At 71.0% G+C, this 24,742-nt stretch carries 24 protein-coding genes and 1 riboswitch; of the genes, 10 read left to right on the top strand and 14 right to left on the bottom strand.

What is annotated here, in order from left to right; all coding sequences use genetic code 11:
• Positions 1-37: 37 nt before the first annotated feature.
• The 3 genes from I6N91_RS09405 to I6N91_RS09395 all read right to left on the bottom strand — a co-directional run bounded on the left by I6N91_RS09405 (position 38) and on the right by I6N91_RS09395 (position 4,202).
• Positions 38-1,321, bottom strand: a complete 1,284-nt coding sequence (locus I6N91_RS09405) for a deoxyguanosinetriphosphate triphosphohydrolase (protein ID WP_198812316.1) — start codon at positions 1,319-1,321, stop codon at positions 38-40.
• A 72-nt stretch (positions 1,322-1,393) separates the two neighbouring features.
• Positions 1,394-2,524: a tRNA dihydrouridine synthase DusB gene (gene dusB / locus I6N91_RS09400; RefSeq protein ID WP_233091696.1), complete on the bottom strand. Its 1,131-nt coding sequence runs from the start codon at positions 2,522-2,524 to the stop codon at positions 1,394-1,396.
• 262 nt (positions 2,525-2,786) lie between these two features.
• Entirely contained in the window at positions 2,787-4,202 is a 1,416-nt protein-coding gene (locus I6N91_RS09395) for a YibE/F family protein (RefSeq protein ID WP_198812314.1), read from the bottom strand.
• 152 nt (positions 4,203-4,354) lie between these two features.
• On the opposite strand from I6N91_RS09395, the gene I6N91_RS09390 reads away from it, so the two are divergent.
• A complete protein-coding gene (locus I6N91_RS09390; protein ID WP_198812313.1) occupies positions 4,355-5,119 on the top strand; it encodes an alpha/beta hydrolase in 765 nt (254 codons plus the stop codon).
• 83 nt (positions 5,120-5,202) lie between these two features.
• Positions 5,203-6,018, top strand: a complete 816-nt coding sequence (locus I6N91_RS09385) for a lysophospholipid acyltransferase family protein (protein WP_198812312.1) — start codon at positions 5,203-5,205, stop codon at positions 6,016-6,018.
• Positions 6,019-6,123: 105 nt separating this feature from the next.
• On the opposite strand, the gene I6N91_RS09380 is transcribed toward I6N91_RS09385, so the two are convergent.
• From I6N91_RS09380 to I6N91_RS09370, 3 genes are all read right to left on the bottom strand, one after another.
• A complete protein-coding gene (locus I6N91_RS09380) occupies positions 6,124-7,032 on the bottom strand; it encodes a GNAT family N-acetyltransferase (protein WP_198812311.1) in 909 nt (302 codons plus the stop codon).
• Positions 7,032-8,420 carry a glycine--tRNA ligase gene (locus I6N91_RS09375; RefSeq protein ID WP_198812310.1) on the bottom strand — a complete coding sequence of 463 codons (1,389 nt, stop codon included), beginning with the start codon at positions 8,418-8,420 and terminating at the stop codon, positions 7,032-7,034. The genes I6N91_RS09380 and I6N91_RS09375 overlap by 1 nt, the downstream gene beginning before the upstream one ends.
• Positions 8,421-8,575: 155 nt before the next feature.
• Positions 8,576-9,583, bottom strand: coding sequence for a DMT family transporter (locus I6N91_RS09370; RefSeq protein WP_198812309.1), 1,008 nt, complete (start codon positions 9,581-9,583; stop codon positions 8,576-8,578).
• A gap of 51 nt (positions 9,584-9,634) precedes the next feature.
• Between I6N91_RS09370 and I6N91_RS09365 the strand changes: the two genes are divergently transcribed.
• Entirely contained in the window at positions 9,635-9,886 is a 252-nt protein-coding gene (locus I6N91_RS09365) for an RNA-binding S4 domain-containing protein (protein ID WP_159615893.1), read from the top strand.
• A 12-nt stretch (positions 9,887-9,898) separates the two neighbouring features.
• On the opposite strand, the gene I6N91_RS09360 is transcribed toward I6N91_RS09365, so the two are convergent.
• Complete coding sequence (locus tag I6N91_RS09360; protein ID WP_198812308.1) at positions 9,899-10,594, bottom strand: alpha/beta hydrolase; 696 nt, start codon at positions 10,592-10,594, stop codon at positions 9,899-9,901.
• A 114-nt stretch (positions 10,595-10,708) separates the two neighbouring features.
• Between I6N91_RS09360 and I6N91_RS09355 the strand changes: the two genes are divergently transcribed.
• From I6N91_RS09355 to I6N91_RS09335, 5 genes are all read left to right on the top strand, one after another.
• Complete coding sequence (locus I6N91_RS09355) at positions 10,709-11,563, top strand: SGNH/GDSL hydrolase family protein (protein ID WP_198812307.1); 855 nt, start codon at positions 10,709-10,711, stop codon at positions 11,561-11,563.
• A 183-nt stretch (positions 11,564-11,746) separates the two neighbouring features.
• The gene (locus I6N91_RS09350) at positions 11,747-12,793 is read left to right on the top strand and encodes an ABC transporter substrate-binding protein (protein WP_198812306.1); all 1,047 of its coding nucleotides are present in this window, start codon (positions 11,747-11,749) and stop codon (positions 12,791-12,793) included.
• 32 nt (positions 12,794-12,825) lie between these two features.
• Entirely contained in the window at positions 12,826-13,587 is a 762-nt protein-coding gene (locus I6N91_RS09345; protein WP_198812430.1) for an ABC transporter ATP-binding protein, read from the top strand.
• Entirely contained in the window at positions 13,584-14,462 is an 879-nt protein-coding gene (locus I6N91_RS09340) for an ABC transporter permease (protein ID WP_198812305.1), read from the top strand. The genes I6N91_RS09345 and I6N91_RS09340 overlap by 4 nt, the downstream gene beginning before the upstream one ends.
• Positions 14,463-14,493: 31 nt before the next feature.
• On the top strand, positions 14,494-14,949 hold the full coding sequence (locus I6N91_RS09335) for an Rrf2 family transcriptional regulator (RefSeq protein ID WP_198812304.1): 456 nt from the start codon (positions 14,494-14,496) through the stop codon (positions 14,947-14,949).
• Between the two features lie 65 nt (positions 14,950-15,014).
• Here the strand turns inward: I6N91_RS09335 and I6N91_RS09330 are convergent, their stop codons facing one another.
• The 3 genes from I6N91_RS09330 to I6N91_RS09320 form a co-directional block, all read right to left on the bottom strand.
• Positions 15,015-15,257, bottom strand: coding sequence for a hypothetical protein (locus I6N91_RS09330; RefSeq protein ID WP_120166759.1), 243 nt, complete (start codon positions 15,255-15,257; stop codon positions 15,015-15,017).
• Positions 15,258-15,355: 98 nt separating this feature from the next.
• The gene (locus I6N91_RS09325) at positions 15,356-16,498 is read right to left on the bottom strand and encodes a homoserine O-acetyltransferase (protein ID WP_198812303.1); all 1,143 of its coding nucleotides are present in this window, start codon (positions 16,496-16,498) and stop codon (positions 15,356-15,358) included.
• A 6-nt stretch (positions 16,499-16,504) separates the two neighbouring features.
• Positions 16,505-17,821, bottom strand: coding sequence for a bifunctional o-acetylhomoserine/o-acetylserine sulfhydrylase (locus I6N91_RS09320; protein WP_198812302.1), 1,317 nt, complete (start codon positions 17,819-17,821; stop codon positions 16,505-16,507).
• 52 nt (positions 17,822-17,873) lie between these two features.
• A riboswitch (SAM riboswitch) is annotated at positions 17,874-17,988 on the bottom strand.
• Positions 17,989-18,095: 107 nt separating this feature from the next.
• Between I6N91_RS09320 and I6N91_RS09315 the strand changes: the two genes are divergently transcribed.
• On the top strand, positions 18,096-18,737 hold the full coding sequence (locus I6N91_RS09315) for a VOC family protein (protein WP_198812301.1): 642 nt from the start codon (positions 18,096-18,098) through the stop codon (positions 18,735-18,737).
• Positions 18,738-18,790: 53 nt separating this feature from the next.
• Positions 18,791-19,552: a glycosyltransferase family 2 protein gene (locus I6N91_RS09310; RefSeq protein WP_198812300.1), complete on the top strand. Its 762-nt coding sequence runs from the start codon at positions 18,791-18,793 to the stop codon at positions 19,550-19,552.
• Positions 19,553-19,839: 287 nt separating this feature from the next.
• On the opposite strand, the gene I6N91_RS09305 is transcribed toward I6N91_RS09310, so the two are convergent.
• The 4 genes from I6N91_RS09305 to I6N91_RS09290 are packed head-to-tail and all read right to left on the bottom strand — an operon-like array spanning position 19,840 to position 24,643.
• Positions 19,840-20,622 (bottom strand): CPBP family intramembrane glutamic endopeptidase, encoded by a 783-nt coding sequence (locus I6N91_RS09305; protein ID WP_120166767.1) that lies wholly within the window; start codon positions 20,620-20,622, stop codon positions 19,840-19,842.
• A gap of 42 nt (positions 20,623-20,664) precedes the next feature.
• The gene (locus I6N91_RS09300) at positions 20,665-21,924 is read right to left on the bottom strand and encodes an amidohydrolase family protein (protein ID WP_198812299.1); all 1,260 of its coding nucleotides are present in this window, start codon (positions 21,922-21,924) and stop codon (positions 20,665-20,667) included.
• A complete protein-coding gene (locus I6N91_RS09295; protein ID WP_307843302.1) occupies positions 21,921-23,438 on the bottom strand; it encodes an amidohydrolase family protein in 1,518 nt (505 codons plus the stop codon). The genes I6N91_RS09300 and I6N91_RS09295 overlap by 4 nt, the downstream gene beginning before the upstream one ends.
• Positions 23,435-24,643: an allantoate amidohydrolase gene (locus I6N91_RS09290; protein ID WP_198812298.1), complete on the bottom strand. Its 1,209-nt coding sequence runs from the start codon at positions 24,641-24,643 to the stop codon at positions 23,435-23,437. The genes I6N91_RS09295 and I6N91_RS09290 overlap by 4 nt, the downstream gene beginning before the upstream one ends.
• Positions 24,644-24,742: the final 99 nt, after the last annotated feature.

The raw sequence follows: 24,742 nt of genomic DNA, 5'->3' as shown, positions 1-24,742 counted from the left end.
CGCGGAGGTCAGCGGCGGCCGGAGGCCCGGAACCGCGCTACCAAAGGGCAGGGACGGGCCCGACGATCCTCTCGTGCAGGGCCAGCGCCGAGCCGTCAGTGAGGGAGGCCACCTGGTCGATCACCACGCGCAGCCGCGCGTCGTCGTCGCCGGCGGCCTGCCAGTCGGCCGCGAAGGACTGTTCGAGGTAGCGATCCCCGTTGGCGGCCATCTGCGCCACGAGGGAGGAGAGCACCTCGCGCTGGCGTTCGTAGAGCGGCTGCCGGTGATCGGTGGTCATCACGTAGGTGGTGGCCAGGCCCTTCATCACGGCGATCTCGAGCTGCGTCTCCTCGGGGACCACCATCTGCGCCGCGTAGCGGGTGAGCGGGTCCGTGCCGTAGATGGCGCGGGTCGCCTCGAGGGCGCTCAGGCAGAAGCGGCCGATCAGCTGGCTGGTCATGTTCTTCAGGGCGGCCATGGAGCGGCGGCTCCCGTCCGCCTCGCGCACCCAGACTGCTGTCTTCTCTAGCCGCGCGAGGGCCGCATCGACGGCGGCCGGGTCGCTGCCGGGCAGGTACCACTGCTGGGTGTAGCCCACCACGCGGGCCCGCGCGTCGGGGCTGTCCATCCAGCGCAGCTGGAGGTGCCCGGCGACAATGGCGTCCTCGACGTCATGCACCGAGTAGGAGATGTCGTCGGCCAGGTCCATCACCTGGGCCTCAAGGCAGGAGCGGCCGGCGGGAGCGCCGGCGCGCAGCCACGAGAAGACCGGAAGGTCGTCGTCGTAAGCGCCGAACTTGGAGGTGCGGTGCCCGTTGATCAGCGGGGCGTCCGCGGCCGTCCAGGGGTACTTGCAGGCGGCGTCGAGGCTGGCCCGGGTGAGGTTGAGGCCCGCCGAGGTGCCGTCGGGGCGGATGACCTTCGGTTCGAGGCGGGTGAGCAGCCGCAGGGTCTGGGCGTTGCCTTCGAACCCGCCGATGCCGTGGGCGATCTCGTTCAGGGCAGTCTCGCCGTTGTGCCCGAAGGGCGGGTGGCCGAGGTCGTGGGCGAGGCAGGCGGCGTCGACGATGTCGGGGTCGCAGCCAAGGGAGCGGCCGAGTTCGCGGCCGACCTGGGCGACCTCGAGGCTGTGGGTGAGCCGGGTCCGCACGAAGTCGTCGGTGTCCGGGGCCACGACTTGGGTCTTGGCGCCAAGGCGCCGGAGCGCCGAGGAGTGGAGGACCCGGGCACGGTCCCGTTCGAAATCGGAGCGGTGGGTGCTCTTGGCGGGCTCGTCGACCCACCGGTGGAGATCCTCGACGGCGTAGCCCGCCGTCAGTGGTGCGGAGGGAAAGCTCATGAGCCCTTCCTGCCTTTCGGCCGGTGGTCGTGGTCGGCGCGGCGTGCCGCGGAACGCCGCATGTCCGGGGAGTCAGCCACCGGAGACGTCCAGTTCCGCCGCCGAGATGTCGGCCTGCTGCGCCTCGTTGAGGCGCCGCGACTGAAGCCAGTTCTCCGGCAGTGAGGTCTTCTTCGGCGAGCCGGCCCGGCCGCGGGGGCCCTCGGCGTCGGCACCCGGATAGGGCGAATCGGCGTCGAGCTCGGCGAGGAGGCCCCGCAGCACCTCGAGCGTGGGCACCGTGGCCAGCTTGGCGCGCAGTTCGCCCCCAACGACGTACCCCTTGAAGTACCACGCCATGTGCTTGCGGATGTCCCGCAGGCCCATCATCTCGCTGCCGAAGGCTTCGACGAGCAGCTCGGCGTGGCGGTACACGGTCTCGGCCACCTGGCCGAGGCCCGGCTGGTGGCGCTCGGCACTTCCCTCGAAGGCGTTTCTGAGGTCGCCGAAGAGCCAGGGGCGGCCCTGGCAGCCGCGGCCGATGACGACGCCGTCGACGCCGGTCTCGCCCACCATGCGGACCGCGTCCTCGGCGCTCCAGATGTCGCCGTTGCCCAGCACCGGGATGTCGGGCAGGGCGTTGCGCAGTTCGGCGATGGCCGACCAGTCGGCCTTGCCGGAGTAGTACTGCGAGGCGGTGCGGCCGTGGAGGGCGACGGCAGCCACTCCGCTGTCGCGGGCGATCCGGCCGGCCTCGAGGAAGGTCAGGTGGTCCTCGTCGATGCCCTTGCGCATCTTGATAGTCAGCGGGATGCCGCCCTTGGAGGCCTCGCGGACCGCGGTCTGGACGATGCCCGTGAACAGGTCGAGCTTCCAGGGCAGCGCCGCTCCGCCGCCGCGGCGCGTCACCTTGGGCACGGGGCAGCCGAAGTTGAGGTCGATGTGGTCGGCCCGGTCCTCCTCGACGAGGAGGCGCACGGCGGCGCCGACGGTGGCCGGGTCCACCCCGTACAGCTGCACGGAGCGGACCGACTCGTCCTCGTCGTGGGAAATGATCCGCAGGGATTCGGGGCTGCGTTCGACCAGCGCCCGCGAGGTGACCATCTCGGAGACGTAGAGTCCGCCGCCGTATTCGCGGCACAGCCGGCGGAAGGCCTTGTTGGTGATGCCGGCCATGGGGGCCAGGATCACGGGGGTGTCAACGGTGATCGGGCCAAGACGCAGCGGAGGAAGGTCGAGCCGGGTGGCGGCGTCGACTGACCCTGCTGATGCCGCCGCGTCAGCTGCGGCAGGCGCGTCAAGGGCTGGGGCGTCGACGGCGGGGGCGGCGGAACGGAGCGCGGGCCCGGCGGTCCGGGTGGTTACGGCAGTCACCCCTCCATTGTCGCAAGTGCGGGCAAATCGGGCACATCGGCCCCCCGGCGGCCCAGGTCCGGCAGCGCCGCCGCGGGGCCGCGCGGCGTCTCCGGGTCGGCCACGGTGCCGCCTAGTGCGATTCGGCCTCCCGGCGGGCCCGGCGGGAGCCCGCAGGCACCTCCGGCTCCGCTCCGGGCGCGTTCCCGGCCCGCGACGGTGTGCCCTGCAAAGCTTCCTGCAACGCGTCCTGCCGGGCCGGCTCCGGCGTGCCGCCCGGGCCCGCCGGAACGGTGGCGGGCACCGGCGGCGCACCCGTTCCACGCCCGCCGACGGCCTTGACCACCGCCACGGCGATGGCCGTGGTAACCGGGATGGCCAGGACAAGGCCGATGGAGCCCACGAGGGTGCGCACCACTTCCTCCGCGAGCTCGCCGCTGGTGAGGGTGTCGATCAGGGCCCGGTCGTAGAGCGAGACAAGGATCAGCACGGGCAGGGCCGCACCGGCATAGGCGAACGCGATCGTGTAGACGGTCGAGGCGATGTGGTCGCGGCCGATGCGCATGGCTCCCGCGAACAACCGCCGCGCCGGGGTTGACGGCGCAAGTTCGTAGAGCTCCCAGACCGCCGAGGACTGCGTGATGGTGACGTCGTTGAGCACGCCCAGGCCGGAGATGATCAGCCCGCACAGGATGATCGAGGAGATCGACAACTGGTCGGAGGAGTTGACCAGGGCGTACGCGTTGTCGTCGCCCACCCCCGTCAGGTGGGCCGTCCCGGTGGCCCAGGCCGCCAGCACCGCCGTGATGCCCAGGCCGAAGATGGTGCCGAGCAGCGCCGTCGAGGTGCGGGCGGAGAAACCGTGGGCGAAGTACAGCACCCCGATCATGATGGCCACCGAACCCACGAGGCCGAGCAGCAGGGGCGGCGCGCCCTCCACGAGGCCCGGCAGGATGAACTGCGCCAGGATGAACAGCGCCCCGACGAGCCCGAGCATCGCCCGGAATCCCCGCCAGCGGGCGACGGCGACCACCACGACGGCGTAGAGGATGGTCAGGGCAATGATCGGCACCGTGCGGATGAAGTCGACGAAGACATAGGGCGCCGATCCACCCTGGATGACCCCCTCGAGGTTCAGGTACCGGATCCGGTCCCCCGCCTCGACGGCGCTGGCCTTGGCCAGTTCGGGGGTCACTTCGACGGGCACCGTGGGGCCGCCCGCGTCGGGCACCGTGAAGGCGACCAGGCAGGTGAGGGCCTCGCCGCCGGCGTCGACGGTGGGCTGGGAGGACGGGCAGTCCTCGAAGGCCGCGCGCTGCACCGTTCCGGTCTCGAACGTGACCCCCTCCGCGGTCGCGTAGGGGTTGGCCACCGAAATCTCCGAGGTGTCGCCCGAGGGCCACAGCAACCACATGCCGGCGACCGTCAGCAGCCCCAGCGGAAGGAGGAGAGCCGCCAGGAGGAAATTCGCACGGCGGCGGGTGGCAATCATTGGAGCGGTCGGCTCCGAAGAACCGGCAGTCGAAGTGTGGCTGGTACCCACGGACATCCTTCGGTTGGTGGTGCAGAAGTTACAGAAGAGCAATGTTTTTCTACGGAGTCTACGCAGGGTGGACACCCGGGCGGTGCCGCCTAGGGTTGGAGGTAAAGGCACCCGGCGTGCACCGGTGAGGGCGGCGCCCAGGAGTTGGAGGGGACGCGATGAGCGGGAACGGTGCTGGACAGGGCGGGACGCCGCGGCGTCCCGGCCGCGCGGCGGTGCCGGCCGACCCGGTCCTGACGGTGCGCGCGCCGCGGGGCGAGGTCACCGCCGTCGCCCTGGTGCTTCACGGGGGCCGGGCCCACAGTTTCGACCCCGTGCGCAGTTGGCACCTCAGCCCCTCCCGGATGATTCCCTTCGCCCAGGTCCTCCACCGCCGGGGCGGTCCGCACGGCCTGGCCGTTCTGGCACTGCGCAACCGGGTGCGCGGCTGGAACGGCCCCGAGATGTCGGCGCTGCAGGACGCACGGTGGGCCCTCGAACGCATCCGGCAGCAGCATCCGGGCGTCCCGGTCTACCTGGTGGGGCACTCGATGGGAGGGCTCACCGCAATCTGCGCGGCGGACGACCCCCAGGTCCGCGCCGTCGCGGCCCTCGCCCCGTGGCTTGAAAGCAACACCCCGGTGGATCCCATTAAGGACCGGCACCTGTTGATCGTGCACGGCGACACCGACCGCTGGACCAGCCCCCGCCAGTCCCGCCGCTTCGCCGAGCGCGCCCTGCCCCTCGCCGCTTCGGTGAACTATGTCAGCGTCCGCAACGCCGGGCACTTCATGTTCCGCAAGGTCGGCAGCTGGCACGGCATTCCGGCCTCCTTCATCCTGAGCCGTTTCGCGGCGGACACCGGAGCCGGCGTCGAGACCACGCATCTGCGCCTGGCCCGGACCCTGCTGGCCGCCGACGAACCACTGGCCATTAGTGTCTGAGCCGCCGGGTGCGGCCGGGCAACAGTCACCGGGGCGGTGGACCACCGCCGCCCCTCCACCAACCGGAACAGGACAGGAACACGATGGTATGGAAACCGAAGCAGAGCGACCGGATGTACCGCGCGGTGGTCCGGGCGGGGCTGCTGACCTTCGCGGCGCTGCGGCTGCGGGTTGAGGTCACGGGCACCGACAACCTTCAGGCCCCGGACCCGCTGCAGGGCCGCTCCCGCCGGGCGGTGCCCGGAAGGGGCGCCGTCGTGGCCATCACCCACTTTGGTTACCTCGACTTCGCCTTCGCCGAACTCGTCCTCTGGAAGCACGCGCGGGTGCAGATGCGGTACATGATCACGAAGGCGGCGGCATCACATCCGGTGATCGGGCCGATCGTGTACGGCCTGGGGCACGTCGTCACCGACCGCCGTGCCGGGGCCGAGGCCTACGCCGACGCGCTGGCGAAGCTGCGCGCCGGCGAGTACGTCGCCATCCTCCCCGAGGCCGGGGTGAGCCGCAGCTACACGGTACGCGAGCTCAAGACCGGCGCCGTACGGCTTGCGGCGGAGGCCGGCGTGCCGATCATCCCCGTCTCGGTATGGGGATCGCACCGCCTGCTGACCCGGGGCCACGGCTTTTCGCTTCGACGCGCGTGGGGGTCTCCGGTCCGGATCCACGTGAGCGAGCCCATCCGGCAGACTCCCGGCGCGGATGTGGCCGCGGAGACGGAGAAGCTGCGCGCCGAGCTGCAGGACGGCATCGAGCGGTGCATCGAGACCTTCCCGCTGGTCCCGGCCCCCGGTGAGTGGTGGCAGCCGGCCCACCTCGGCGGCGGTGCCATGACGGAGGCCGAGCGGGCCGCCGCGGACGCCCACGACCTCGCCACCGGTCGGTACAGCAGGGGCTGAGCCGCAGGCGGCCCGGTACGGCCCGCACCCCGGAGGCCCGGGCGGGCAGCCACCGGGCAGGCGCGGCCAGACGGCCGGGTGCTGCCGCTCCCCCGGTGCGGGCCGTCAGCCGGCGACGACGAAGGTGGCCGGGGCGGCCTCCACGGCGGAGCCCGCGGCGAGCAGCGGCTCGACGACGTTCACCAGTGCCGTCATCGAATCGTCAACCTCGAGCTGGACCGGGTAGGTGTGGACGAGCATGGCGAGCAGGCTGGCCACCGCGGCCTCCTGCTCCGATGCGGGCAGGGACGTGTCGTATCCGAGCAGCACGTCGGCCGGAGCGTCGGTGCGGGCCGAGGTGTAGCTGACGGCGAAGGCCGCGATGGACCCGCCGTCGCTCTTGGGCTTGTCCCGCAGCACCACCGCCCCTCCGGCTCCGGTTGCGTCGGCCAGGAGCAGGTTCTGAGCCCGGCCAAGGGTCATCTCCGCCCGGTCCCAGCCGTGGACGGCCGTGTAGAAGGCGGCGACGGCCGAGGTGAGTTCCACCGAGCCGGTCGCTGCCTCCTCGAGCTGGGGTCCGGAGGCGTCCTCGAAGCGCGGGGCCGCCAGGGCGCCCGGCTTCACCACAATCACCCGGGAGCGCTGGATGGTGCTGAATCCGGTGGCCTCCGCGAAGGCCGCCCCCGAGCTGCCGGGCTGGACCTTGCTGCGCAGCGCCGTGACGCCCGACGGCGACGCCGCGGCCTCATGGCGCAGCATCGTCAGCAGGGTCGAGCCGACACCGGAGCGGCGGTGATCGGCCGCCACCTCGACGTAGCACCAGAGCCTCTCCGGGTGCAGGGCCGTCTCATAGGCGAACCCCGCCGCGACCGGAATTCCCTGGTCGAGTGCGGTGATGCACCGGTTCCAGGGTTCCTCGGAGGAGGGGCGGAAGGAGCCGCGGAACTGTTCCGACGGGGTCGACTCCGGGCCGCCCCACAGCTGGAGCAGCTCGAGGTCGTCGCCGTCCTGCCAGGCACGGTATTCGAGGGCCATCAGGCGCCCAGCATCCGCTCGGCGAGGTAGCCCTGGACCTTGTCGAGGGAGACACGCTCCTGCGCCATGGTGTCGCGTTCGCGGATGGTCACGGCCTGGTCTTCGAGGGTGTCGAAGTCGACGGTGATGCAGAAAGGCGTGCCGATCTCGTCCTGCCGGCGGTAGCGGCGTCCGATCGCCCCGGCGTCGTCGAAGTCGATGTTCCAGTTCCGCCGCAGCTGCGCCGCCAGCTCCTTGGCCTTGGGCGAGAGGTCCTCGTTGCGGCTCAGCGGCAGCACCGCGGCCTTGACGGGGGCCAGGCGCGGATCGAGCTTGAGCACAGTGCGCTTGTCCACGCCTCCCTTGGCGTTGGGCGCCTCGTCCTCGGTGTAGGCATCGACGAGGAACGCCATGAAGGAGCGGGTCAGGCCCGCGGCGGGCTCGATCACGTACGGGGTGTAGCGCTCGTTGGTGGCCTGGTTGAAGTAGCTCAGGTCCGTCCCGGAGTGCTTCGAGTGCGTCGAGAGATCGAAGTCGGTGCGGTTGGCGACGCCTTCGAGCTCGCCCCACTCCGAGCCCTGGAACCCGAAGCGGTATTCGATGTCCGTGGTGCCCTTGGAGTAGTGGCTGAGCTTGTCCAGCGGGTGCTCGAAGAGGCGCAGGTTCTCGGGGCGGATGCCGAGGTCGGTGTACCAGTCGTAGCGGGTGGAGATCCAGTACTTGTGCCACTCGTCGTCGGTGCCGGGCTCGACGAAGAACTCCATCTCCATCTGCTCGAACTCGCGGGTGCGGAAAATGAAGTTGCCCGGGGTGATCTCGTTGCGGAAGCTCTTGCCGATCTGGCCGATGCCGAACGGCGGCTTCCGCCGGGAGGTGGTGAGCACGTTGTTGAAGTTCACGAAGATGCCCTGGGCGGTCTCGGGGCGCAGGTAGTGCATCCCCTCCTCGCTGGCGACGGGGCCGAGGTAGGTCTTCATCAGCCCGGAGAAGCTCTGGGGTTCGGTCCAGCGGCCCTTGGTGCCGCAGTTGGCGCAGGTGATGTCGAGCAGCCCGTTCTCCGGGGCACGGCCCTTCTTCTCCTCGAACTCCTCCTCGAGGTGGTCCTGCCGGTAGCGCTTGTGGCAGTTGAGGCACTCGACCAGCGGGTCGCTGAAGACGTCGACGTGGCCCGAGGCCTCCCACACCTGGCGGGGAAGGATCACCGCGGAGTCGAGGCCGACGACGTCCTCGCGCCCGCGCACCATCGACTGCCACCACTGCCGCTTGATGTTCTCCTTCAGTTCAACGCCGAGGGGCCCGTAGTCCCACGCCGAACGCGATCCGCCGTAGATCTCCCCGGACTGGAAGACGAAGCCCCTCCGCTTGGAGAGGGAGATGATTGGGTCGAGTGCTGATTTGGGTGCCGCCATGGGGGTTCTCCGGTCGTCAGCAGGCCGCTGGGTGCGGTCCGCGGGATGGTGGGTGCAAAGCTGTGGATCCTTCCCAAATTTCCGACGAGAAACTACGGAAATCAGGAAGGGACAGTCCGGCTCCAAGCCTACCGGCACCGGAGCCGAACCTGCCCCTAGGTCCGCCCGGCCGTCGTCCCGATCCGGCGGCGGCGCGCGGCCGCGGCCGCGGCGCCGCGGGGCCAGGGCAGGGTGGTCAGCACGATGGCGACGAGGGTCAGGAGGGTGCCTGCGACGGTGGCGAAGGCGACGACGCTGCCGGGTGCCGGGACGAACAGGTCAAGCGCCAGCGATCCCACGAGCTGGCCGCCGATCAGGCCAAGGCCCGTGAGCAGGACGCCGAGGCTGCGCACCAGCAGCGCTCCCAGACCAATGAAGACACAGCCCATGGGCCCGCCCAGGTAGTACCACCACTCCGAGGGCAGGGCGTTGCCGGGCCCGGCAATCGCGACCTTCGCCAGCCAGGCCGCGAGCAGGACCACGGTCCCGGCGATGAAGTTCACCAGGGTGGCGGTGATGGGGGTTCCGTAGTGGAAGGCCGCCGTCCCGTTCATGGCCTGCTGGAAGCTCAGCAGAATGCCGGCGGCGACCGGCAGCAGGACCGGGATCAGCCAGGACGAGGGCTCCCCCGCCGCACCGAACCGGGGCGAGACGGCCCAGATCACCGAGACCACCGTCAGCACGACGCCGATGATGCGCATCGGCGTCGCGGAACGCTTGCCGGCCGGGCCGATGCCGAGCCGGTCGACGACGAGTCCGCTCAGGGACTGGCCCATGACCGCGGCCACGGAGAACAGCGCGACGCCGATGAGGCTGATGGTCAGGGACTGGGAGAACACGAAGAACGCACCGATCGCCCCGGCCGCCAGGTACACCGGCGGGAACCGGCGTTCCCGCACCGAGGGACCGATCGCACGGAAGCCCGCCCGGCCGCGCGGCAGCACCAGGGAGATCAGGATCATCACCACCAGCCCGGTGCCGAAGCTCACCAGGGCCGCCGCGACGCCGTCGTCAAGCCGGGCGCCCAGGGCCCCGTTGATGCGCCCCTGGACGGGGATGGCCGTCCCGGCGGCGAGCGCCACCGGGATGCCGATAAGGGGCGGGAGCGGGGCTGAGGAAGTCACCGGTCAAGTTTAGTGGACCGGCACCCGCCTTCGGTCGGGCAGAATTGGCTCATGAGCAGTGAACCGAACGGACCCGGCGCGTCGGCCGGCATCAGCGAACTTCCCATCTCCGACGGCATGATCCGGCTGGGACAGCTGCTGAAGCTCGCCTCCCTGGCCGAGGATGGAGCCGAGGCGAAGACCCTGATCGACAACGGACTGGTCCAGGTCAACGGCGACATCGAGGAGCGCCGCGGGCGCCAGCTCCACCCCGGCGACGTCGTGAGCGTTAACGGTCAGAGCGTGCGGATCGTCGCGGGCTGAACGCCGGGCCTTTCAGCCCCCGCCGGTTCTCCCGGTCGGCGCCTTGAGCACCGTCAGCGTCAAGAACTCCCGGACGTGGGCCAGCTCCTGCTGGCTGATGCTGTGCCCCATGTTCGGGTACAGCACCTTGGTCAGCCGGGTGGTCGAGGTCGCCCAGCGGTGCGTGTACTCGACCATCGAGGAGGCGATCACCTCGTCCGCCTGGTCCCGGCCCCAGAAGAAGGGCACCTGACGGCCCGCCAGCGCCTCGTCCTGGAAGAAGGAGTGGCCTTCGGGTGGAACAGCGAACCCCGACAGGCCCACGACCGTGGCGAAGTCGTCCGGGCGGTGGCGCAGCAGCGAGGTGGCAACACCCATCCCCATGGAGAACCCCAGCAGGCTGACGCTCGAGTGCGGTGCACGGATGGCATCGAGCCATTCCGCCAGGGGCTTGAGCGCTTCGACGACGGCCTCCACCGAGTACCCGGCGTCCCGGGACAGCGGGAACCACGAGTACCCCTGCTCCTCGGTGGAGGGGGCGCGGACCGAGACCACCGTGAACTCCCCGGGCAGGTAATCGGCGAGCGCCATGAGGTCGCGTTCGTCAGCCATATAGCCGTGAAAAAGCACAAGAAGCGGGGTTCCGGCCCGTTCGCTTTCCGGCCGGGACCAGAGGGTGACCGGGTCCCAGGCGGGCGTGGGCAGGGGTGCGGGGCCGGTTTTCGTCATCCCCCAATTCTGGCATGCGCGGCGCCCCGGCCCGCCCGCTCCGCCCACCCGCGGCGCCGTAACCGGGGCTACCTACGGTCGCGTAGCCGGCCCCGGACTTGGCAGGATGAAGGGGTGAGTGAAAAACAGGCAGTATCTGCAGTTGACGAACCCGTACACGTCGAGGGGGAGGCTATCCCCCACCCCTGGCGGCGGTACGTCGCCCTTGGTGATTCCTTCACCGAGGGGATCGGGGACCCCAACCCCGACAGCGTCGGAGGAAACCGCGGCTGGGCCGACCGGGTCGCCGAGGAACTCAGCCGGGGCTGCGGCAGCTTTTCCTACGCGAACCTTGCGGTGCGGGGACGGTTGCTCCAGCAGATCGTGGACCTGCAGGTGGAGCCGGCACTGGCCCTCAAGCCGGACCTCGTGAGCATCTCCGCCGGCGGCAACGACCTCCTGCGGCCCGGCGCCGACCCCGATCAGCTCGCCGCACGGCTCGATTCCGCAGTGCAGACCCTCGGCAGCGAGGGCGCGACGGTGGTGCTGTTCACCGGCCCCGACGTGCGCGACACGGTGCTGGGAAAGGTGCGCCTGAAGACCGCGGTGTTCAACGAGAACCTGCGGGTTATCGCGGCCCGGCACGACGCCGTGATCGCCGACATGTGGGCGCTGCGGCAGCTCTCCGATCCCCGGATGTGGTCCGAGGACCGTCTCCACTTCTCCCCCCTGGGGCACCACACGATCGCGATGATGGTCCTCGACACGCTCGCGGTGGACCACACCCTCGAACCGATGCAGGCCAAGCCGCTTCCGCCGAAAAGCTGGCGCCTTGCACGCACCGAGGACGTCGTCTGGGCCCGGGAATACCTGATGCCCTGGATCCTGAGGCGCCTGCGCCACCGTTCCTCCGGTGATGGAATCAGCGCCAAGCGTCCGGAGGCGTCGACGATCTTCGGTCCGGCCATGCCGCCCGGCGCAGGCCTGTAGGCACGGCGGGCCCTGTCCGATCCGGCGGCGGCGCCCCGCTCAAGGTCCACTACCTGCCCCGAAATCCCCTCCTACCCTGTCCCGCCGGGGTTCCACCTGTTCCTCCGGAATTCTCTTCCTCGGCCCTGGTAAGCGGCATAGCCTGTCGGATTACTAGGATTCGAGCGGCTGGGGAGAGTCGGAATGAGAACTAAATCAGCACACATTGGCATCCTTGCCATCGCCACCATCACCGTCCTTTCCGGATGTTCGGATGCGGACGCTGCGGACCCGGGCGGACAGGACCTGCCGGAGGAGATCCGGCTCGGGTACTTTCCCAACCTCACCCACGCTCCGGCCCTGGTGGCCGAGGCCGAGGGCCTGTACGACGAGCATCTGGACGGGGTGGACCTCCAAACCCAGACGTTCAGCGCCGGGCCGGAGGCGATTGAGGCCCTGTTCTCCGGTGCCATCGATATGACCGTCATCGGCCCCAATCCCACCATCAACGGCTTCAGCCAGAGCCAGGGCAAGGCCCTGAAGGTCCTTGCCGGTGTCGCCTCCGGCGGCGCGGGGCTGGTGGTGCGGCCGGGGATCGACAGCGCCGAGGACCTCAAGGGCGCCACCCTCGCCACCCCCCAGCTGGGCAACACGCAGGACGTGGCGCTGCGGACCTGGCTCGAGGGCGAGGGCCTCACCGCAGACACCGAGGGCGGCGGGGACGTCAGCATTCAACCGCAGGAGAACTCGGCCGCCCTCCAGTCCTTCGTGGCCGGTGACATCGACGGCGCCTGGGTGCCTGAACCGTGGCTGACCCGCCTCATCGAGGAGGGAGATGGGCAGCTGCTCGTCGACGAAGGGGAGCTGTGGCCGGGCGGCCGGTTCGTCGTGGCCAACCTGATCGTCCGCACCGAGTTCCTCGAGGAGCACCCCGAGACGGTGCAGGCGGTGCTCGAAGGCCACCTCGACGCCCTGGCGTTCATGGAGGAGGACCCCGAGGGCGCCCAGAAGGTCTTCAACGACAAGATCGAGGAGATCACCGGCCAGCGGGTGAAGGACGAGTACCTCGACGTCGCCTGGGAAAACGTCGAGTTCACCTACGACCCGCTCCCCGAAACGCTCGTCACCGGAGCGGACCACGCGGTGTCGGTGGGCCTCCTCGAAAAGGTCGAGCTCGAGGGCCTCTACACGCTCGACCCCCTCAACACCGTGCTCAAGGACCGAGGACTCACCGGGGTGAAGGAGCCGTGATGCGCCTCGGCACCGCCGGGGCACGGGGCCGGATGCCCGCTCCGGAGGCCACCACGGAACGCGCCGCCATCTCGCTGCGCGGGGTCGGCAAGGACTTCCGGGGCGCCGCCGGTGAATGCGTCGCCCTCGACGGTGTCGACCTGGACATCGACGCCGGGGACTTCGTCTGCCTCCTGGGGCAGTCCGGGTGTGGCAAGTCGACCCTGCTGAACCTCATCGCAGGCCTCGACTCCCCCAGCCGGGGCAGCATCGATGTGGGCGGCCGCCGGGTGGGCATGATGTTCCAGGACGCCAACCTCTTCCCGTGGCTCACCGTCCGGGGAAACATCGAGCTGGCGCTGCGCCTGTCCGGCGTGCCGGCCCGGGAGTTCGGGCCGCGCGTCGAGGAACTGCTCGAAACGGTGCGGCTGCCCCGGGCGGCCTCGATGCGCCCCCACGAGCTGTCCGGCGGCATGCGCCAGCGGGTCGCCCTCGCCCGGACGCTCGCCCAGGACTGCTCGATCCTCCTCATGGACGAACCCTTCGCCGCCCTGGATGCGATCACCCGCGACGCCATGCACGACGAGACCGAACGCATCTGGCTCGAACGGGAGCTGACGATCGTCTTCGTCACCCACAACGTCCGGGAATCGGCCCGACTGGGGAACCGGGTCCTGGTGATGGCGCCGGACCCCGGACGGATCGACTCCGAACTCCGGATCGGGCTGCAGCGGCCCCGGCGGATGGAAGACCCCGGCGTCGCCGACCGCGCCGCCGAACTACACCGGCGCCTTTCGGAGAGGAACGAGCCATGAGCGACATCGACGCCGGCCGCCTGGTCGGCAAGGCAGCGGCACCCGCGCGCCGGATCCGCTCCGCCGGGCCGCAGGGCCAACGCGCCGCATCCCTCGGCTCCCGCGTTATCCGCCGGAGCTGGCCGCCCCTGCTCGCGGTGATCATCACCCTGCTCCTGTGGGAAGTGGTCTACCTCAGCGGCTGGCGCCCCAGCTATGTCCTGCCGGACCCGGCGACCGTCCTGCAGCGCACCGGCGAAATGGTGGCCAGCGGCAAGTTCTGGCAGGCCCTCGGCACGACTATGTTCCGCGCGGCGGCCGGCTTCGGCCTGGCCCTCGGCATCGGCACCCTCATCGGCCTGGTCGTCTCGTTCTCCCGGACCCTCCGGGCAGCGATCGGCTCAATGATCACCGGGCTGCAGACCATGCCGTCCATCGCGTGGTTCCCCTTCGCGATCCTGCTCTTCGGCCTCTCGGAGAGCGCAATCCTCTTCGTGGTGATCCTCGGGGCGGCCCCGTCCATCGCCAACGGCATCATCTCCGGCATCGACGACGTGCCAAAGGCCCTCATCCGCACCGCGAGCGTGCTCGGCGCCCGGGGGCTGAGCCTCTACCGGTATGTCGTGGTACCCGCCGCCCTTCCGGCCTACCTCTCGGGGCTGAAGCAGGGCTGGGCCTTCGCCTGGCGCTCGCTCATGGCCGGGGAACTGCTCGTCATCATCGCGTCCAAGCCCTCACTGGGCGTCCAGCTGCAGTTCCACCGGGAGTTCGCCGACACCGCCGGCCTGATGTCCGTCATGATCATCATCCTGGTTCTCGGCATGCTCATCGACGGTGTGCTCTCCCGGGTATCCAACGGCGTGCGGGCGCGGCGCGGCATGGGCCCGGTCTCCTGATGCCTGCCGCTTCCGGTGGGGGTCGGCGTCCATGCAGGTGACAGCGCGCGCCGACTACGCCCTCCGGGCGGTCATCGAGCTTGCCTGCAGCGAGCAGGAGGTGCTCACCCGGGATGCCCTGGCCAGCCAGCAGCACATCCCGGCCAAGTTTCTCGAATCAATCCTCGGGGAACTGAGCCGGTCGGGCCTGCTCACCTCACGTCGCGGGTCCGGCGGCGGGTATTCCCTGACCCGGCCGGCGTCGGAGATCACGCTCGCCGACGTTCTCCGGTCCGTGGACGGTCCGCTGGCCGGGGTGCGGGGAGAGAGCCCCGAGCAGGTGACCTACCCGGAATCCACGAGGATGCTGCGCGACGTGTGGGTGGCCACCCGGGCCAGCATGCGCCTGGTCCTTGAGACGACCAGCGTCGCCGACGTCGCCCAGGGCGAACTTCCCGTCCCGGTCCAGGAGCTGCTGACGCTGCCCGGAGCGTGGGAACGCCGCTGAACTCCTGCTCTTCAGGGTGGCCGCGACCGGCCCGTCAGCGGGGCCGGCGACGCACCGCGGGGTCCCTAGGCGTCGAGGGAGACCTCTCCGCGGGCCACGGCGTCGGCACAGGCGCTGAGGTCCGGGCCTGGCTGGAAGTCGACGAACTGCGGCTGGAGCTTGGCGAAGAGGAATTCATACACTTCCTCCCTGCTGCGGCCGCCGAGGGTCTCCACCGCCTCCCTCACCGCCTCCTGCAGCGCGCGGTCCGCGTCAAGCAGGATCTTCCCTCGGGCTTCCTCGTTCCAACCGATGCTGTTCAGGTCCATGAACCGTCCTTCCTCGCGGGCGCCACGGCCGGCGCCGGGGCGTGCTCGGCACCACTGTAGGGGCGGCCGGTCCGGCGCGCCCAGCGTTTTTGCCGACGCTACCGGGGGTAGAAACGGGCGCGCAGGTGTGCGTCGAGCTGCCCGATCTCGGTCAGGAAGGCGTCGTGGCCGATCGGTGAGGAAATGGTGTGGACGGGCACCTCGCCCGGGAGGGCGTCCGCGAGGGCGTGCGCCTGCTCCGGGAAGTAGAGCCGGTCCGAATCCACGGCGGCGATGAGAACTTCGGCGCTCACCGCGCCGAGCGCCTGCCGCAGGGTGCCCCGGCCGCGTGCCGCGTCGTGGCTCATCAGAGCCTCGGTCAGCACGAGGTAGCTGTTGGCGTCGAAGCGCTGCACGAGCTTCGCGGCCTGGTGGTCGAGGTAGCTTTCCACGGAATACCGTCCGCGGTCCGCCGGACGCAGCCCTCCGAAGGGGGCCTCGGTGCCCTGGGGGCTTCGCCCGAACCGGAGGGCGAACTCGGTCTCGGACCGGTAGGTGATATGGGCGATCCGCCGGGCGAGCCCCAGGCCGGCCGCCGGCGGTGGAGAACCGTAGTAGTCCCCGCCGGCGTAGTGCGGATCGAGGCGGATGGCCTGCAGCTGGGCCTGTGCGAAGGCGATCTGCTCGGCCGTGCTCCCGGCGGAGCAGGCGATGACGGCGCACCGGGCCACCCGCTCGGGGTACATCAGCGCCCACTCCAGCGCCCGGGCCCCGCCCATTGAGCCGCCCAGCACCGAGTGCCAGCGGCGGATCCCGAGCTGATCGGCCAGCAGCGCTTCGGCCCGGACGGAATCACGGATGGTGATGAAGGGAAAGCGCGAGCCCCAGGGCCGGCCGTCGGGAGCCGGCGTTGAGGGGCCGGTGGATCCGTAGCAGCCGCCGAGCATATTGGCGGCCACCACGAAGTACCGGTCGGTGTCCACGGTGCGGCCGGGACCGACGAGCGCGTCCCACCACCCGTCCTCGTCCGACCCGCCCCGGGCCACGTGGGAGCTGCCGGTCAGGGCGTGTTCGATCAGGACGGCGTTGGAGGCGTCGGCGTTGAGCACACCCCAGGTCTCGTAGGCGAGCTCGACCCCGGGCAGGAATCCTCCGGTCTCGAGGGTGGCGGGGCCGAGGCGTGCGGTCCGGACGACGCCGTCGCGCCCGGGAACGCCCGGGGCCGGGGCGCGCCCGGGGTAGGCAGGAAGGTAGGCGGTCACGGCCCGCTAGCTTCCCTTGGCCGCACGGAACCCGGCGTCGAGGTCGGCCAGGATGTCCTGGAGGTTCTCGAGCCCGACGGCCAGGCGCACCAGGCCCGGGCGCACTCCCGCGGCGAGCTGCGCTTCGGCGCCGAGCTGGCTGTGGGTCGTGGAGGCGGGGTGGATGACCAAGGAGCGGACATCGCCGACATTGGCCACGTGGGAGTGGAGTTCGAGGCCGTCGACGAAGCGCCTGCCGGCTTCGATCCCGCCGGCGATGTCGAAGGACACGATGGCGCCGGTGCCGTTCGGCCCGTACTTCAGCCCGCGCTCGTACCAGGGGCTTGAGGGCAGGCCGGCGTAGGCGACCGATTCGACGTCGTCGTGGAGTTCGAGCCATTCCGCGACGGCGCGGGCGTTGGCGATGTGGCGTTCCATGCGCAGGCTGAGCGTTTCGAGCCCCTGGGCGATGAGGAAGGCGTTGAACGGTGAAATCGCGGACCCGAGGTCGCGCAGCAGCTGGACGCGCGCCTTGAGGATGAAGGCGAGATTCGCCCCCAGGGCGCTGCCGACCCCGAGGTCCCGGGCGTACACCAGCCCGGAATAGCTCTCATCGGGGGTGTTGAAGCCGGGGAACTTCTCCGGGTCGCGGCCGTAGTCGAAGCGGCCCGAGTCGACGATGACGCCGCCGATGGCGGTGCCGTGGCCGCCAAGGTACTTGGTGGCGGAGTGCACGACGATGTCGGCGCCCCATTCAATGGGGCGGATGAGGTACGGCGTGGACACCGTCGCATCGGCGATCAGGGGGATGCCGTGTTCGTGGGCGATCGCGCTGATCCCCTCAAGGTCGAGCACATCCTGGCGCGGGTTCGAGACGACCTCCCCGAAGAACGCCTTGGTGTTGGGCCGGACGGCGGCGCGCCACTGCCCAAGGTCGTCGGGGTTCTCCACGAAGGTGGTTTCGATCCCGAACTTCTTCAGGGTGTGCCGGAAGAGGTTGTAGGTGCCACCGTAGAGGCTCGGGCTTGCGACGATATGGTCGCCCGCCTCGGCAAGATTAAGGATGGCGTAGGTTTCGGCCGCCTGCCCCGAGGCGAGCAGCAGGGCGCCCACCCCTCCGTCGAGCGAGGCGATGCGGGCCTCAACGACCTCCTGGGTGGGGTTGCCGATGCGCGTGTAGATCGGGGCGAGCTCGGTCAACGCGAACCGGTCGGCCGCGCTTTGGGTGCTCGGGAAGACGAAGGACGTGCTCTGGTAGATGGGCAGCGCCCGTGCCCCCGTGGCGGCGTCGGGCGTCTGCCCCGCGTGGATCTGACGGGTTTCGAAGGACCAGTTGCTGGACATGGCGTTCCCTGTCGATGAAGGGGCCCGTCCGCCGCCGGAAACCGCCGGCGGGGACCCGCGCTTGCGCAGCGCCGTGTGGCGCTCCGCCAGGTCTTCACCCGGGGCACCCCGCCGCGGTGGAGGGTTGCCGGCCAGCAAGCCGGGGCTGTGTGCTGGCACTCATGACCTTTTCCCCATGAAAGCCGAAACCCCCGTCCGGGGGCAATTTGTGACTCCGCATTAAGTAAGGTTCCCCTAAGTCGAGACGCGGATCACAAAGTGCCACTATGTAGCCATGCGCTTGGACCATGTATCTTATGCCTGCGAACCCGACGGACTGGCCGCCACAGCGGACCGGATTTCCTCAGCTTTGGGCGTTGAAGCGGTCAAGGGTGGTGTGCACCCCCGTTTTGGGACCCGGAACATGATTGTGCCGCTGGCCAACGGCCAGTATGTCGAGGTGGTCGAGGTCCTCGACCATCCCGCGTCCAACAAGGCGCCATTCGGCCAGGCCGTGCGTGCCCGCTCCGAGGCCGGCGGCGGCTGGATGGGCTGGGTGGTGGCGGTCGACGACCTCACGCCCTTCGAAGAACGGCTCGGGCGCCAGTCGGTGCCGGGCAACCGGAAGTTCCCCGACGGTCAGGAGCTCACCTGGCAGCAGATCGGCATCAAGGGCCTGATCGCCGACCCCCAGGTTCCGTACCTGCTGCGGTGGGACGACGGGACCGAGGCGCTCCACCCCTCCAATGCCCGCCCCTCGACGGTGCGCCTCGATTCCCTGACCATCGCCGGATCGTGCGCACGGGTCACCGAATGGCTTGGCACTCCCGTCGAGGCGCCCCTGGGGGACGTCTCCGTGAAGTGGATCGCCCCAAACGGAACGCCGGGACTCATGTCGGTCACCTTCGACACCGGCAACGGCAAGATCGAAATCTAGCAGCGAAATCTAGCCGCGAAATCTAGCCGCGAAACGCCATCCGGGGGGACGCTGTGGTCGCAGGGCTCGCGGTGGTGGTCCCGGTCTTCAACGAGCCGTCCATCGGCAGGACTCTTGAGGGGCTCTACCGCCAGCAGCACCGGGACGGCGTCTCCGTCTACGTCGTCGACAACGGATCGACCGACGATACCCGCGCGCGGATCGCCTCCTTCCTTGCCGGCCGCGATGGCTTTCCGCTGACGGTCCTCGAGGAGCCCGTGAAGGGCACCGGGGCGGCCAGCGATACCGGCTTCCGCCGCGCCATCACCGACGGCTTCGACCTGGTGTGCCGGACCGACGGAGACAGCGTTCCGCGGCCGGACTGGACCGGGCGGATCCTCGCCGGCTTCGCGGCCCGCCCGGGCACCGCACTGCTGGGCGGCAGGAGCGTGCCCCTCGACGACGCCTACCGCCGCGCCGGGGACGCCCTGGTGATCCCCGCCGCCTTCCTTATCCTGCGCACGGCGCTGGCCGCCGGCCACCTCGACCGCAGCTACCTGAGGCTCGTCGCCGGACACAACCTCGCCACCCGCGCCGCCGCCTACGAGCGGGCGGGCGGCTTTCCGCGCACCTCGATCGCCGAGCGCGACGAGGACGTCGAGTACACGCTGCGGGTTGCGCGGGCTTTGGGCCGCTCGGCTGTCCGGATCGACCGCGGCCTCGTCGTGGCGACCTCGATGCGCAGGATCCGCGCCTACGGGCCGGCGCGGGCAGCGGTGCACCAGCTGCTGCCCGGCCTGCGGGGCAGGCTGGGCAGGGATGCCGACATCCGCTGACCGGCACGTCCGCGCAGCAGCCGGCTCTCCAGCGGTCCGTCGGCGGAACCGGACCGGCGGCGGGAGCGTTGCGGCGCTTCCCGTCCTGACGTTAAGCAGGCGTGTCAAGACAACCTGGGCACCGAAGTATCCGCCCAGGGGGCTGCCGGGACTGGTTTAGTGGAAGGTGACGCCGAAGTTGTCAAGCAGCGAGCAGTCTGCGGGGTCGGGAGTGGTTGCAGGGCCCTTGCCCTGCAACCGTTCTCTTTAAGACGCGCTTCCCGCCCGGTCCCGCTCAATCCGGCCCGCTAATCCCCGATGCCGATCGCCGGACCGAGCAGGGCGAAGCCGACGAAGCCGGTGATGTCGAGCGCCGCGTGGGCGATGACCAGCGGCATTACCCGGCCCGTGCGCAGGTAGGCATAGCCGAAGACCAGTCCCAGGATCACATTGCCCACGAACGGCCCGATGCCCTGGTAGAGGTGGTAGCTGCCGCGCAGCAGCGCACTGGTGATGAGGACGGCCGGGACGGACCAGCCCAGCCGGCGCAGCCGCTCAAACAGGTACCCGACCACGAGGACCTCCTCGAGCACCGCGTGGCGCAGGGCCGACAGCACGAGCACGGGCACCGTCCACCAGTAGTCATCGAGGGCCGCCGGGACAATGGCGGTGGTAATGCCAAGCGCGCGTCCGGCGGCGTAGACGCCAAGGGTTCCCACCCCCATGGCCACGGCCAGCCCCAGCCCGAGGCCGAAATCCAGGGCGGGGCGTTCGAAGGTGAAGCCGATCCGCCGGAACGCCGAGGCACCGCCGGCGCTCAGCAGGAACAGGGCCAGGGCGACCGGCACGAGGGCGAAGAAGATCCCGAGCAGCTGGTACGCCAGGTCGAAGTACTGCCGGTCGTTGAGCACCGGGTTCAGGGTGGTGGTCTGGCCGGCGAGCGGACCGGAGGTCGCCTTGTCCAGCAGCCGCACCACCGCGTACACCCCCGACTGTCCGAGGGAGAGTCCCATCACGATCAGGATTTCCGCGGTGATCCGCCGCCGCTCCCGCAGTGCAGGCGGGTGGACGGTGGGTGAGAGAGAGCGCATGGAGGTTATCTTTCCAGCGCCCGCCTCCGATTCCCAGCCGCCTTAGCTGAGCCTCACCCCGGCACGCCAGACGGCGCCGGTCAGCGGGATGCCGGGCCGGTAGGCGAGGTGGGTGGCGGAGGGGGCGTTGAGCAGCTGAAGGTCGGCCCGGTGCCCGACGGCGAGGGAGCCCACCGCGCGCCGGCCGTCGGCGTCGGTCCCGGCCTCGCGCCCGAGGGACAGGGCGCCGCCGTAGGTGGCGGCCCGGACCGCCTCCTGGACGCTCAAACCCATCTGCAGCACGGCCGTGGTGACGCAGAACGCCATCGACGTGGTGTAGGAGGTGCCGGGGTTGCAGTTGCTGGCCAGGGCGAGCTGGACCCCGGCGTCGAGCAGCCGGCGGGCCGGCGGGAAGGGCTGGCGGGTGGAAAGGTCGCACGCCGGCAGGCAGGTGGCCACGGTGCCCCGCCCCGGTGCGTCCGCCGGCCCGGCGGGCTCGGCCTCCTCGGCGCGCGCGGGACCCCAGCCGGAGGGATCCCAGCCGGACCAGGACCCGGCGAGCGCGTCGATGTCGGCGTCGCTGAGGTGATTGACGTGGTCGACGCTCGCGGCGCCGAACTCGACGGCGAGGGCGGCCCCCTCCCCCGGGCCGAGCTGGTTGCCGTGGACCCGCAGCCCCAGCCCGGCATCCCGGCAGGCGGTGAGCACGGCCCGGCTCTGGTCGGGGGTGAAGGCACCCCGCTCGCAGAAGACGTCGGCCCACTGGACATAGGGGCGGACGGCGTCGAGCATGGGCCCGCAGACCAGCTCGGTATATGCATCGGCGTCGATGCCGGCCGGCACGAGGTGCGCGCCGAGGTAGGTCACCTCGTCGACGACGCCCGCGGCGATCCGCGCGCTGCGGGCCTCGTGTTCGACGTCGAGCCCGTAGCCGGTCTTCGTTTCGAGGTAGGTGGTGCCGCCGGCGGCCGCCTCGGCGGCCCGGCCCAGCAGCAGCCGGGTCAGCTCATAGTCCCCCGCAGCCCGTGTGGCCTCGGTGGTGACCGCGATGCCACCGGCCCGGTACTCGGCCCCGGCCATCCGGGCTTCGAATTCGGCGGTGCGGTCGCCGGCGAAGACGAGGTGGGTGTGGCTGTCGACCCAGCCGGGCAGGCCCGCCCGGCCTTCGGCGTCATGCACCGTGTCCGCTGCCGGGGCGCCCGCCGCCGGGCCGATCCAGCTGATCCGCTCCCCCTCGAGGACGACGGCGGCGTCGGTGAGGACCCGCTGGTCCGGATCCGAGGTTGAGAGTTCGCCGATGTTGGTGATGAGCGTCGAGGTCACGGTGCTGCTGCTCCTAGGGTCGTGCGGCTGTCGCTGCGGTGGGTGCCGCCTGCCCGGTCCATCCTCCCGAGGACGGCCCCCAGCAGGTCCGCGGGATCGCCCAGGCCCAGGTGCCGCCCGCGGTGGGCGGTGGGGACACCGCCGATGACGACGTCGGTGACGTCCTGCGCCGTGGCCGAATACACGAGCTGCTCCGGGTCGCTGCCGACGGTGCGCACCGAGCGGGGGTCGATGGCCACGAGGTCGCACACGGCGCCCGGCTCGAGGCCGACCGGCGGGCGGCCCTGCGCCCGGAGCCCGCCCCCGGTGCCGGCGGCGAGCAGCTGGGCGGGGGTGAACTGTGGGCGGCCTCCCGTGGCGAGGCGTTCGCCGTGCTCGAGTGCCCGCATTTCGATCCACGGGTCGATGACGGCGTGCTGGTCGGTGCCCAGGGCGATCCGGACGCCGGCGCGCTGCAGCCGGCCGGCGGGGCCGATGCCGTCGGCCAGGTCGGCCTCGGTCGTGGGGCACATCACCACCGTGCTTCCTGCGCCGCCGAGCAGGTCGATGTCGGCGGCCGTGAGGTGGGTGGCGTGCACCGCCGAGAGCCGGGGAGTCAGCAGTCCGGAGGAGGAGAGCAGGCCGGTGGGGGTGAGCCCCGTAGCCGCAAGGCAGGCCTCGTTCTCGGCGGGCTGTTCGGAGAGGTGGATGTGGACCGGGACCTCCGGCGGAAGGGCCCCGGCGATCTCCGCGAGCGCCTCCGGCGGGACGGCCCGCACCGAGTGCAGGGCCGCGCCCACAGTGACGGCCGACGCCGGAAAGCGTTCGGCCACCGCTTCCCGCAGCGAGGCGAAACGGCGCAGCCATTCCTTCGCTGAGGCGTCGGTGAACCGCACCTGGTCCGGGCCGGCGGGAAGTCCGAAGCCGCCGGCGAGGTAGCAGGTATCGAGAAGGGTCAGCCGGATCCCGGCGCGGACGGCCGCCCGGGCCAGGGCCAGTTCCATGGCGTGGGGCCCGTCCGGGCCATCGGCACTTCCGGCCGTGCCGGAACCCGCCGGGGCCGGGCCCGCCGTCGTCGAACCCGCCGTCCCCGCTCCGTAGGGCGATCCGTCGGGCCGGTGGTGCACGTAGTGGAATTCGGCGACGCTGCTCCAGCCGGTAACCACCATTTCGGCGAAGACGGCGGTGGCCAGCTCCTCGTACAGCTCCGGGGTCAGCTGCCGCGCCGCGGCGTACATCGATTCGCGCCAGGTCCAGAAGCTGCCCGGGGCTCCGCCATGGGTGCGGCCGCGCAGCACCCGGTGGAAGGCGTGGGAGTGGGCGTTGGCGGCCGCTGGGAAGACCACGCCGGGAAGCACCGTGTCCCCGGCCTGCGCGGCAACCCCCTCCTCGAGGGAGACCACCGTCCCGTCGCCTGCGGGCACCACCCGGACGCCCTCGACGACGCCGCGGTCCCCGAGCCAGGCCGCGGCGCACCAGAGAGGCACCGGAGCCGGCGTTCCGGCGCCGGACCCGTCCGTCCCGCCGCCGCTCACAGCAGGTCCTCGAGCACGTCGGCGAGCGCGGCGGCGCCGGCGTCGGCGTCATCCCGTTCGACATACTCCTCCGGGGAGTGGCTGACCCCGGTGGGGTTCCGCACGTACAGCATGGCCGAGGGCACGACGCCGGCGAGCACCGCGGCGTCGTGGCCGGCACCGGTGGGCAGGGACGGCGCCCCGCCGAGGGAGTTGGAGAGCCCCCGCTGCAGGGCGGGGTCGAAGGCCACGGTGCCGCTGAAGGATTCCTCGGTAAGGGTGACTGAACAGCCCTCGAAGGCGGCGGCCTTCTGCGCCTTGCCGTGGATGGTTTCGACGAGGGCGGCGGTGACGGCGTCGTCGGGATGGCGCACGTCGAGCCAGAGGTCGACGCGGGAGGCGATCACATTGGTGCCGCCGGGTACCGGGGTCAGGCGGCCCACGGTGGCGCGGGCGCCGTCCTGGCGGCGGGCGGCCTCGCGCACCGCAAGCACGATCTGCGCCGCGGCGACCATCGGGTCCGCGCGGTCGGCCATCAGGGTGGTCCCGGCATGGTTGCCCTGGCCCCGCACCGACAGCCTCCACCGCCCGTGGCCGAGGACGAAGGAGCCGACGGCGACGGCGGAGTCCAGGTCGATCAGTCCCCGCCCCTGCTCGACGTGGAGTTCGACAAAGTCGCCGATGTTTCCCAGCGCTTCCTCGTCGCGCCCGAGCCGGGCGGGGTCGAGGCCCGCTGCGCGGGAGGCCTCGGCGAAGGTCGTGCCGTCGGCGTCGGTGAGGTTGCGGGCCCGGTCGGCGTCAATCGTGCCGGTGAGCAGGCGCGAACCGAGGCACGCCACACCGAAGCGGGAGCCCTCCTCCTCGGGGAAGACCGCGACCGCGACGGAGCGGTTCGGCTGCACGCCGCGCCCGCGCAGGATATCGACCGCGGCCAGGGCCGAGGCGACCCCGAGGGGCCCGTCGAAGGCTCCGCCGCCCGGCACGGAGTCGAGGTGGCTGCCGGTGACCAGTGATCCCTTCCGCCCGATCCCCGGGACGTCCCACCAGGCCCACAGGATGCCGTTGCGGTCGGTTTCGACGGCCAGCCCGCGCCGGCCGGCCTCGGCCGTGAACCACTCGCGCAGTTCGCTTTCCGCGCCGGAGTACACGGGCCGGGAGTACCCGCCGCGGCGGGCGTCGCGGCCGACGCCGTCGATCGAGTCGAGAAGGGTTGAGACGGAATCCATGAAGCCTCCGGGCAGAACGGCTGCGGTCGGTACGGGTGGCGGCACCGGTGGGTGCGGGCGGTGGCGGGGCGGAACGCGGCATGCCGCGGGTGAGCCCCG

The organism is Arthrobacter sp. MSA 4-2 (assembly GCF_016405885.1).
GTDB lineage: Bacteria > Actinomycetota > Actinomycetes > Actinomycetales > Micrococcaceae > Arthrobacter_D.
The sequence above is the reverse complement of the archived record's forward strand: the minus strand, read 5'-3'. Positions and strand labels throughout refer to the sequence as shown.

What these genes read in the sequence shown, in the direction of transcription:
- I6N91_RS09405 (WP_198812316.1), bottom strand. Translation starts at nt 1,321, where the DNA reads ATGAGCTTTCCCTCCGCACCACTGACGGCGGGCTACGCCGTCGAGGAT.
- I6N91_RS09395 (WP_198812314.1), bottom strand. Translation starts at nt 4,202, where the DNA reads ATGTCCGTGGGTACCAGCCACACTTCGACTGCCGGTTCTTCGGAGCCG.
- I6N91_RS09390 (WP_198812313.1), top strand. Translation starts at nt 4,355, where the DNA reads ATGAGCGGGAACGGTGCTGGACAGGGCGGGACGCCGCGGCGTCCCGGC.
- I6N91_RS09385 (WP_198812312.1), top strand. Translation starts at nt 5,203, where the DNA reads ATGGTATGGAAACCGAAGCAGAGCGACCGGATGTACCGCGCGGTGGTC.
- I6N91_RS09380 (WP_198812311.1), bottom strand. Translation starts at nt 7,032, where the DNA reads ATGGCCCTCGAATACCGTGCCTGGCAGGACGGCGACGACCTCGAGCTG.
- I6N91_RS09375 (WP_198812310.1), bottom strand. Translation starts at nt 8,420, where the DNA reads ATGGCGGCACCCAAATCAGCACTCGACCCAATCATCTCCCTCTCCAAG.
- I6N91_RS09365 (WP_159615893.1), top strand. Translation starts at nt 9,635, where the DNA reads ATGAGCAGTGAACCGAACGGACCCGGCGCGTCGGCCGGCATCAGCGAA.
- I6N91_RS09360 (WP_198812308.1), bottom strand. Translation starts at nt 10,594, where the DNA reads ATGACGAAAACCGGCCCCGCACCCCTGCCCACGCCCGCCTGGGACCCG.
- I6N91_RS09350 (WP_198812306.1), top strand. Translation starts at nt 11,747, where the DNA reads ATGAGAACTAAATCAGCACACATTGGCATCCTTGCCATCGCCACCATC.
- I6N91_RS09345 (WP_198812430.1), top strand. Translation starts at nt 12,826, where the DNA reads ATGCCCGCTCCGGAGGCCACCACGGAACGCGCCGCCATCTCGCTGCGC.
- I6N91_RS09340 (WP_198812305.1), top strand. Translation starts at nt 13,584, where the DNA reads ATGAGCGACATCGACGCCGGCCGCCTGGTCGGCAAGGCAGCGGCACCC.
- I6N91_RS09335 (WP_198812304.1), top strand. Translation starts at nt 14,494, where the DNA reads ATGCAGGTGACAGCGCGCGCCGACTACGCCCTCCGGGCGGTCATCGAG.
- I6N91_RS09330 (WP_120166759.1), bottom strand. Translation starts at nt 15,257, where the DNA reads ATGGACCTGAACAGCATCGGTTGGAACGAGGAAGCCCGAGGGAAGATC.
- I6N91_RS09320 (WP_198812302.1), bottom strand. Translation starts at nt 17,821, where the DNA reads ATGTCCAGCAACTGGTCCTTCGAAACCCGTCAGATCCACGCGGGGCAG.
- I6N91_RS09315 (WP_198812301.1), top strand. Translation starts at nt 18,096, where the DNA reads ATGCGCTTGGACCATGTATCTTATGCCTGCGAACCCGACGGACTGGCC.
- I6N91_RS09305 (WP_120166767.1), bottom strand. Translation starts at nt 20,622, where the DNA reads ATGCGCTCTCTCTCACCCACCGTCCACCCGCCTGCACTGCGGGAGCGG.
- I6N91_RS09290 (WP_198812298.1), bottom strand. Translation starts at nt 24,643, where the DNA reads ATGGATTCCGTCTCAACCCTTCTCGACTCGATCGACGGCGTCGGCCGC.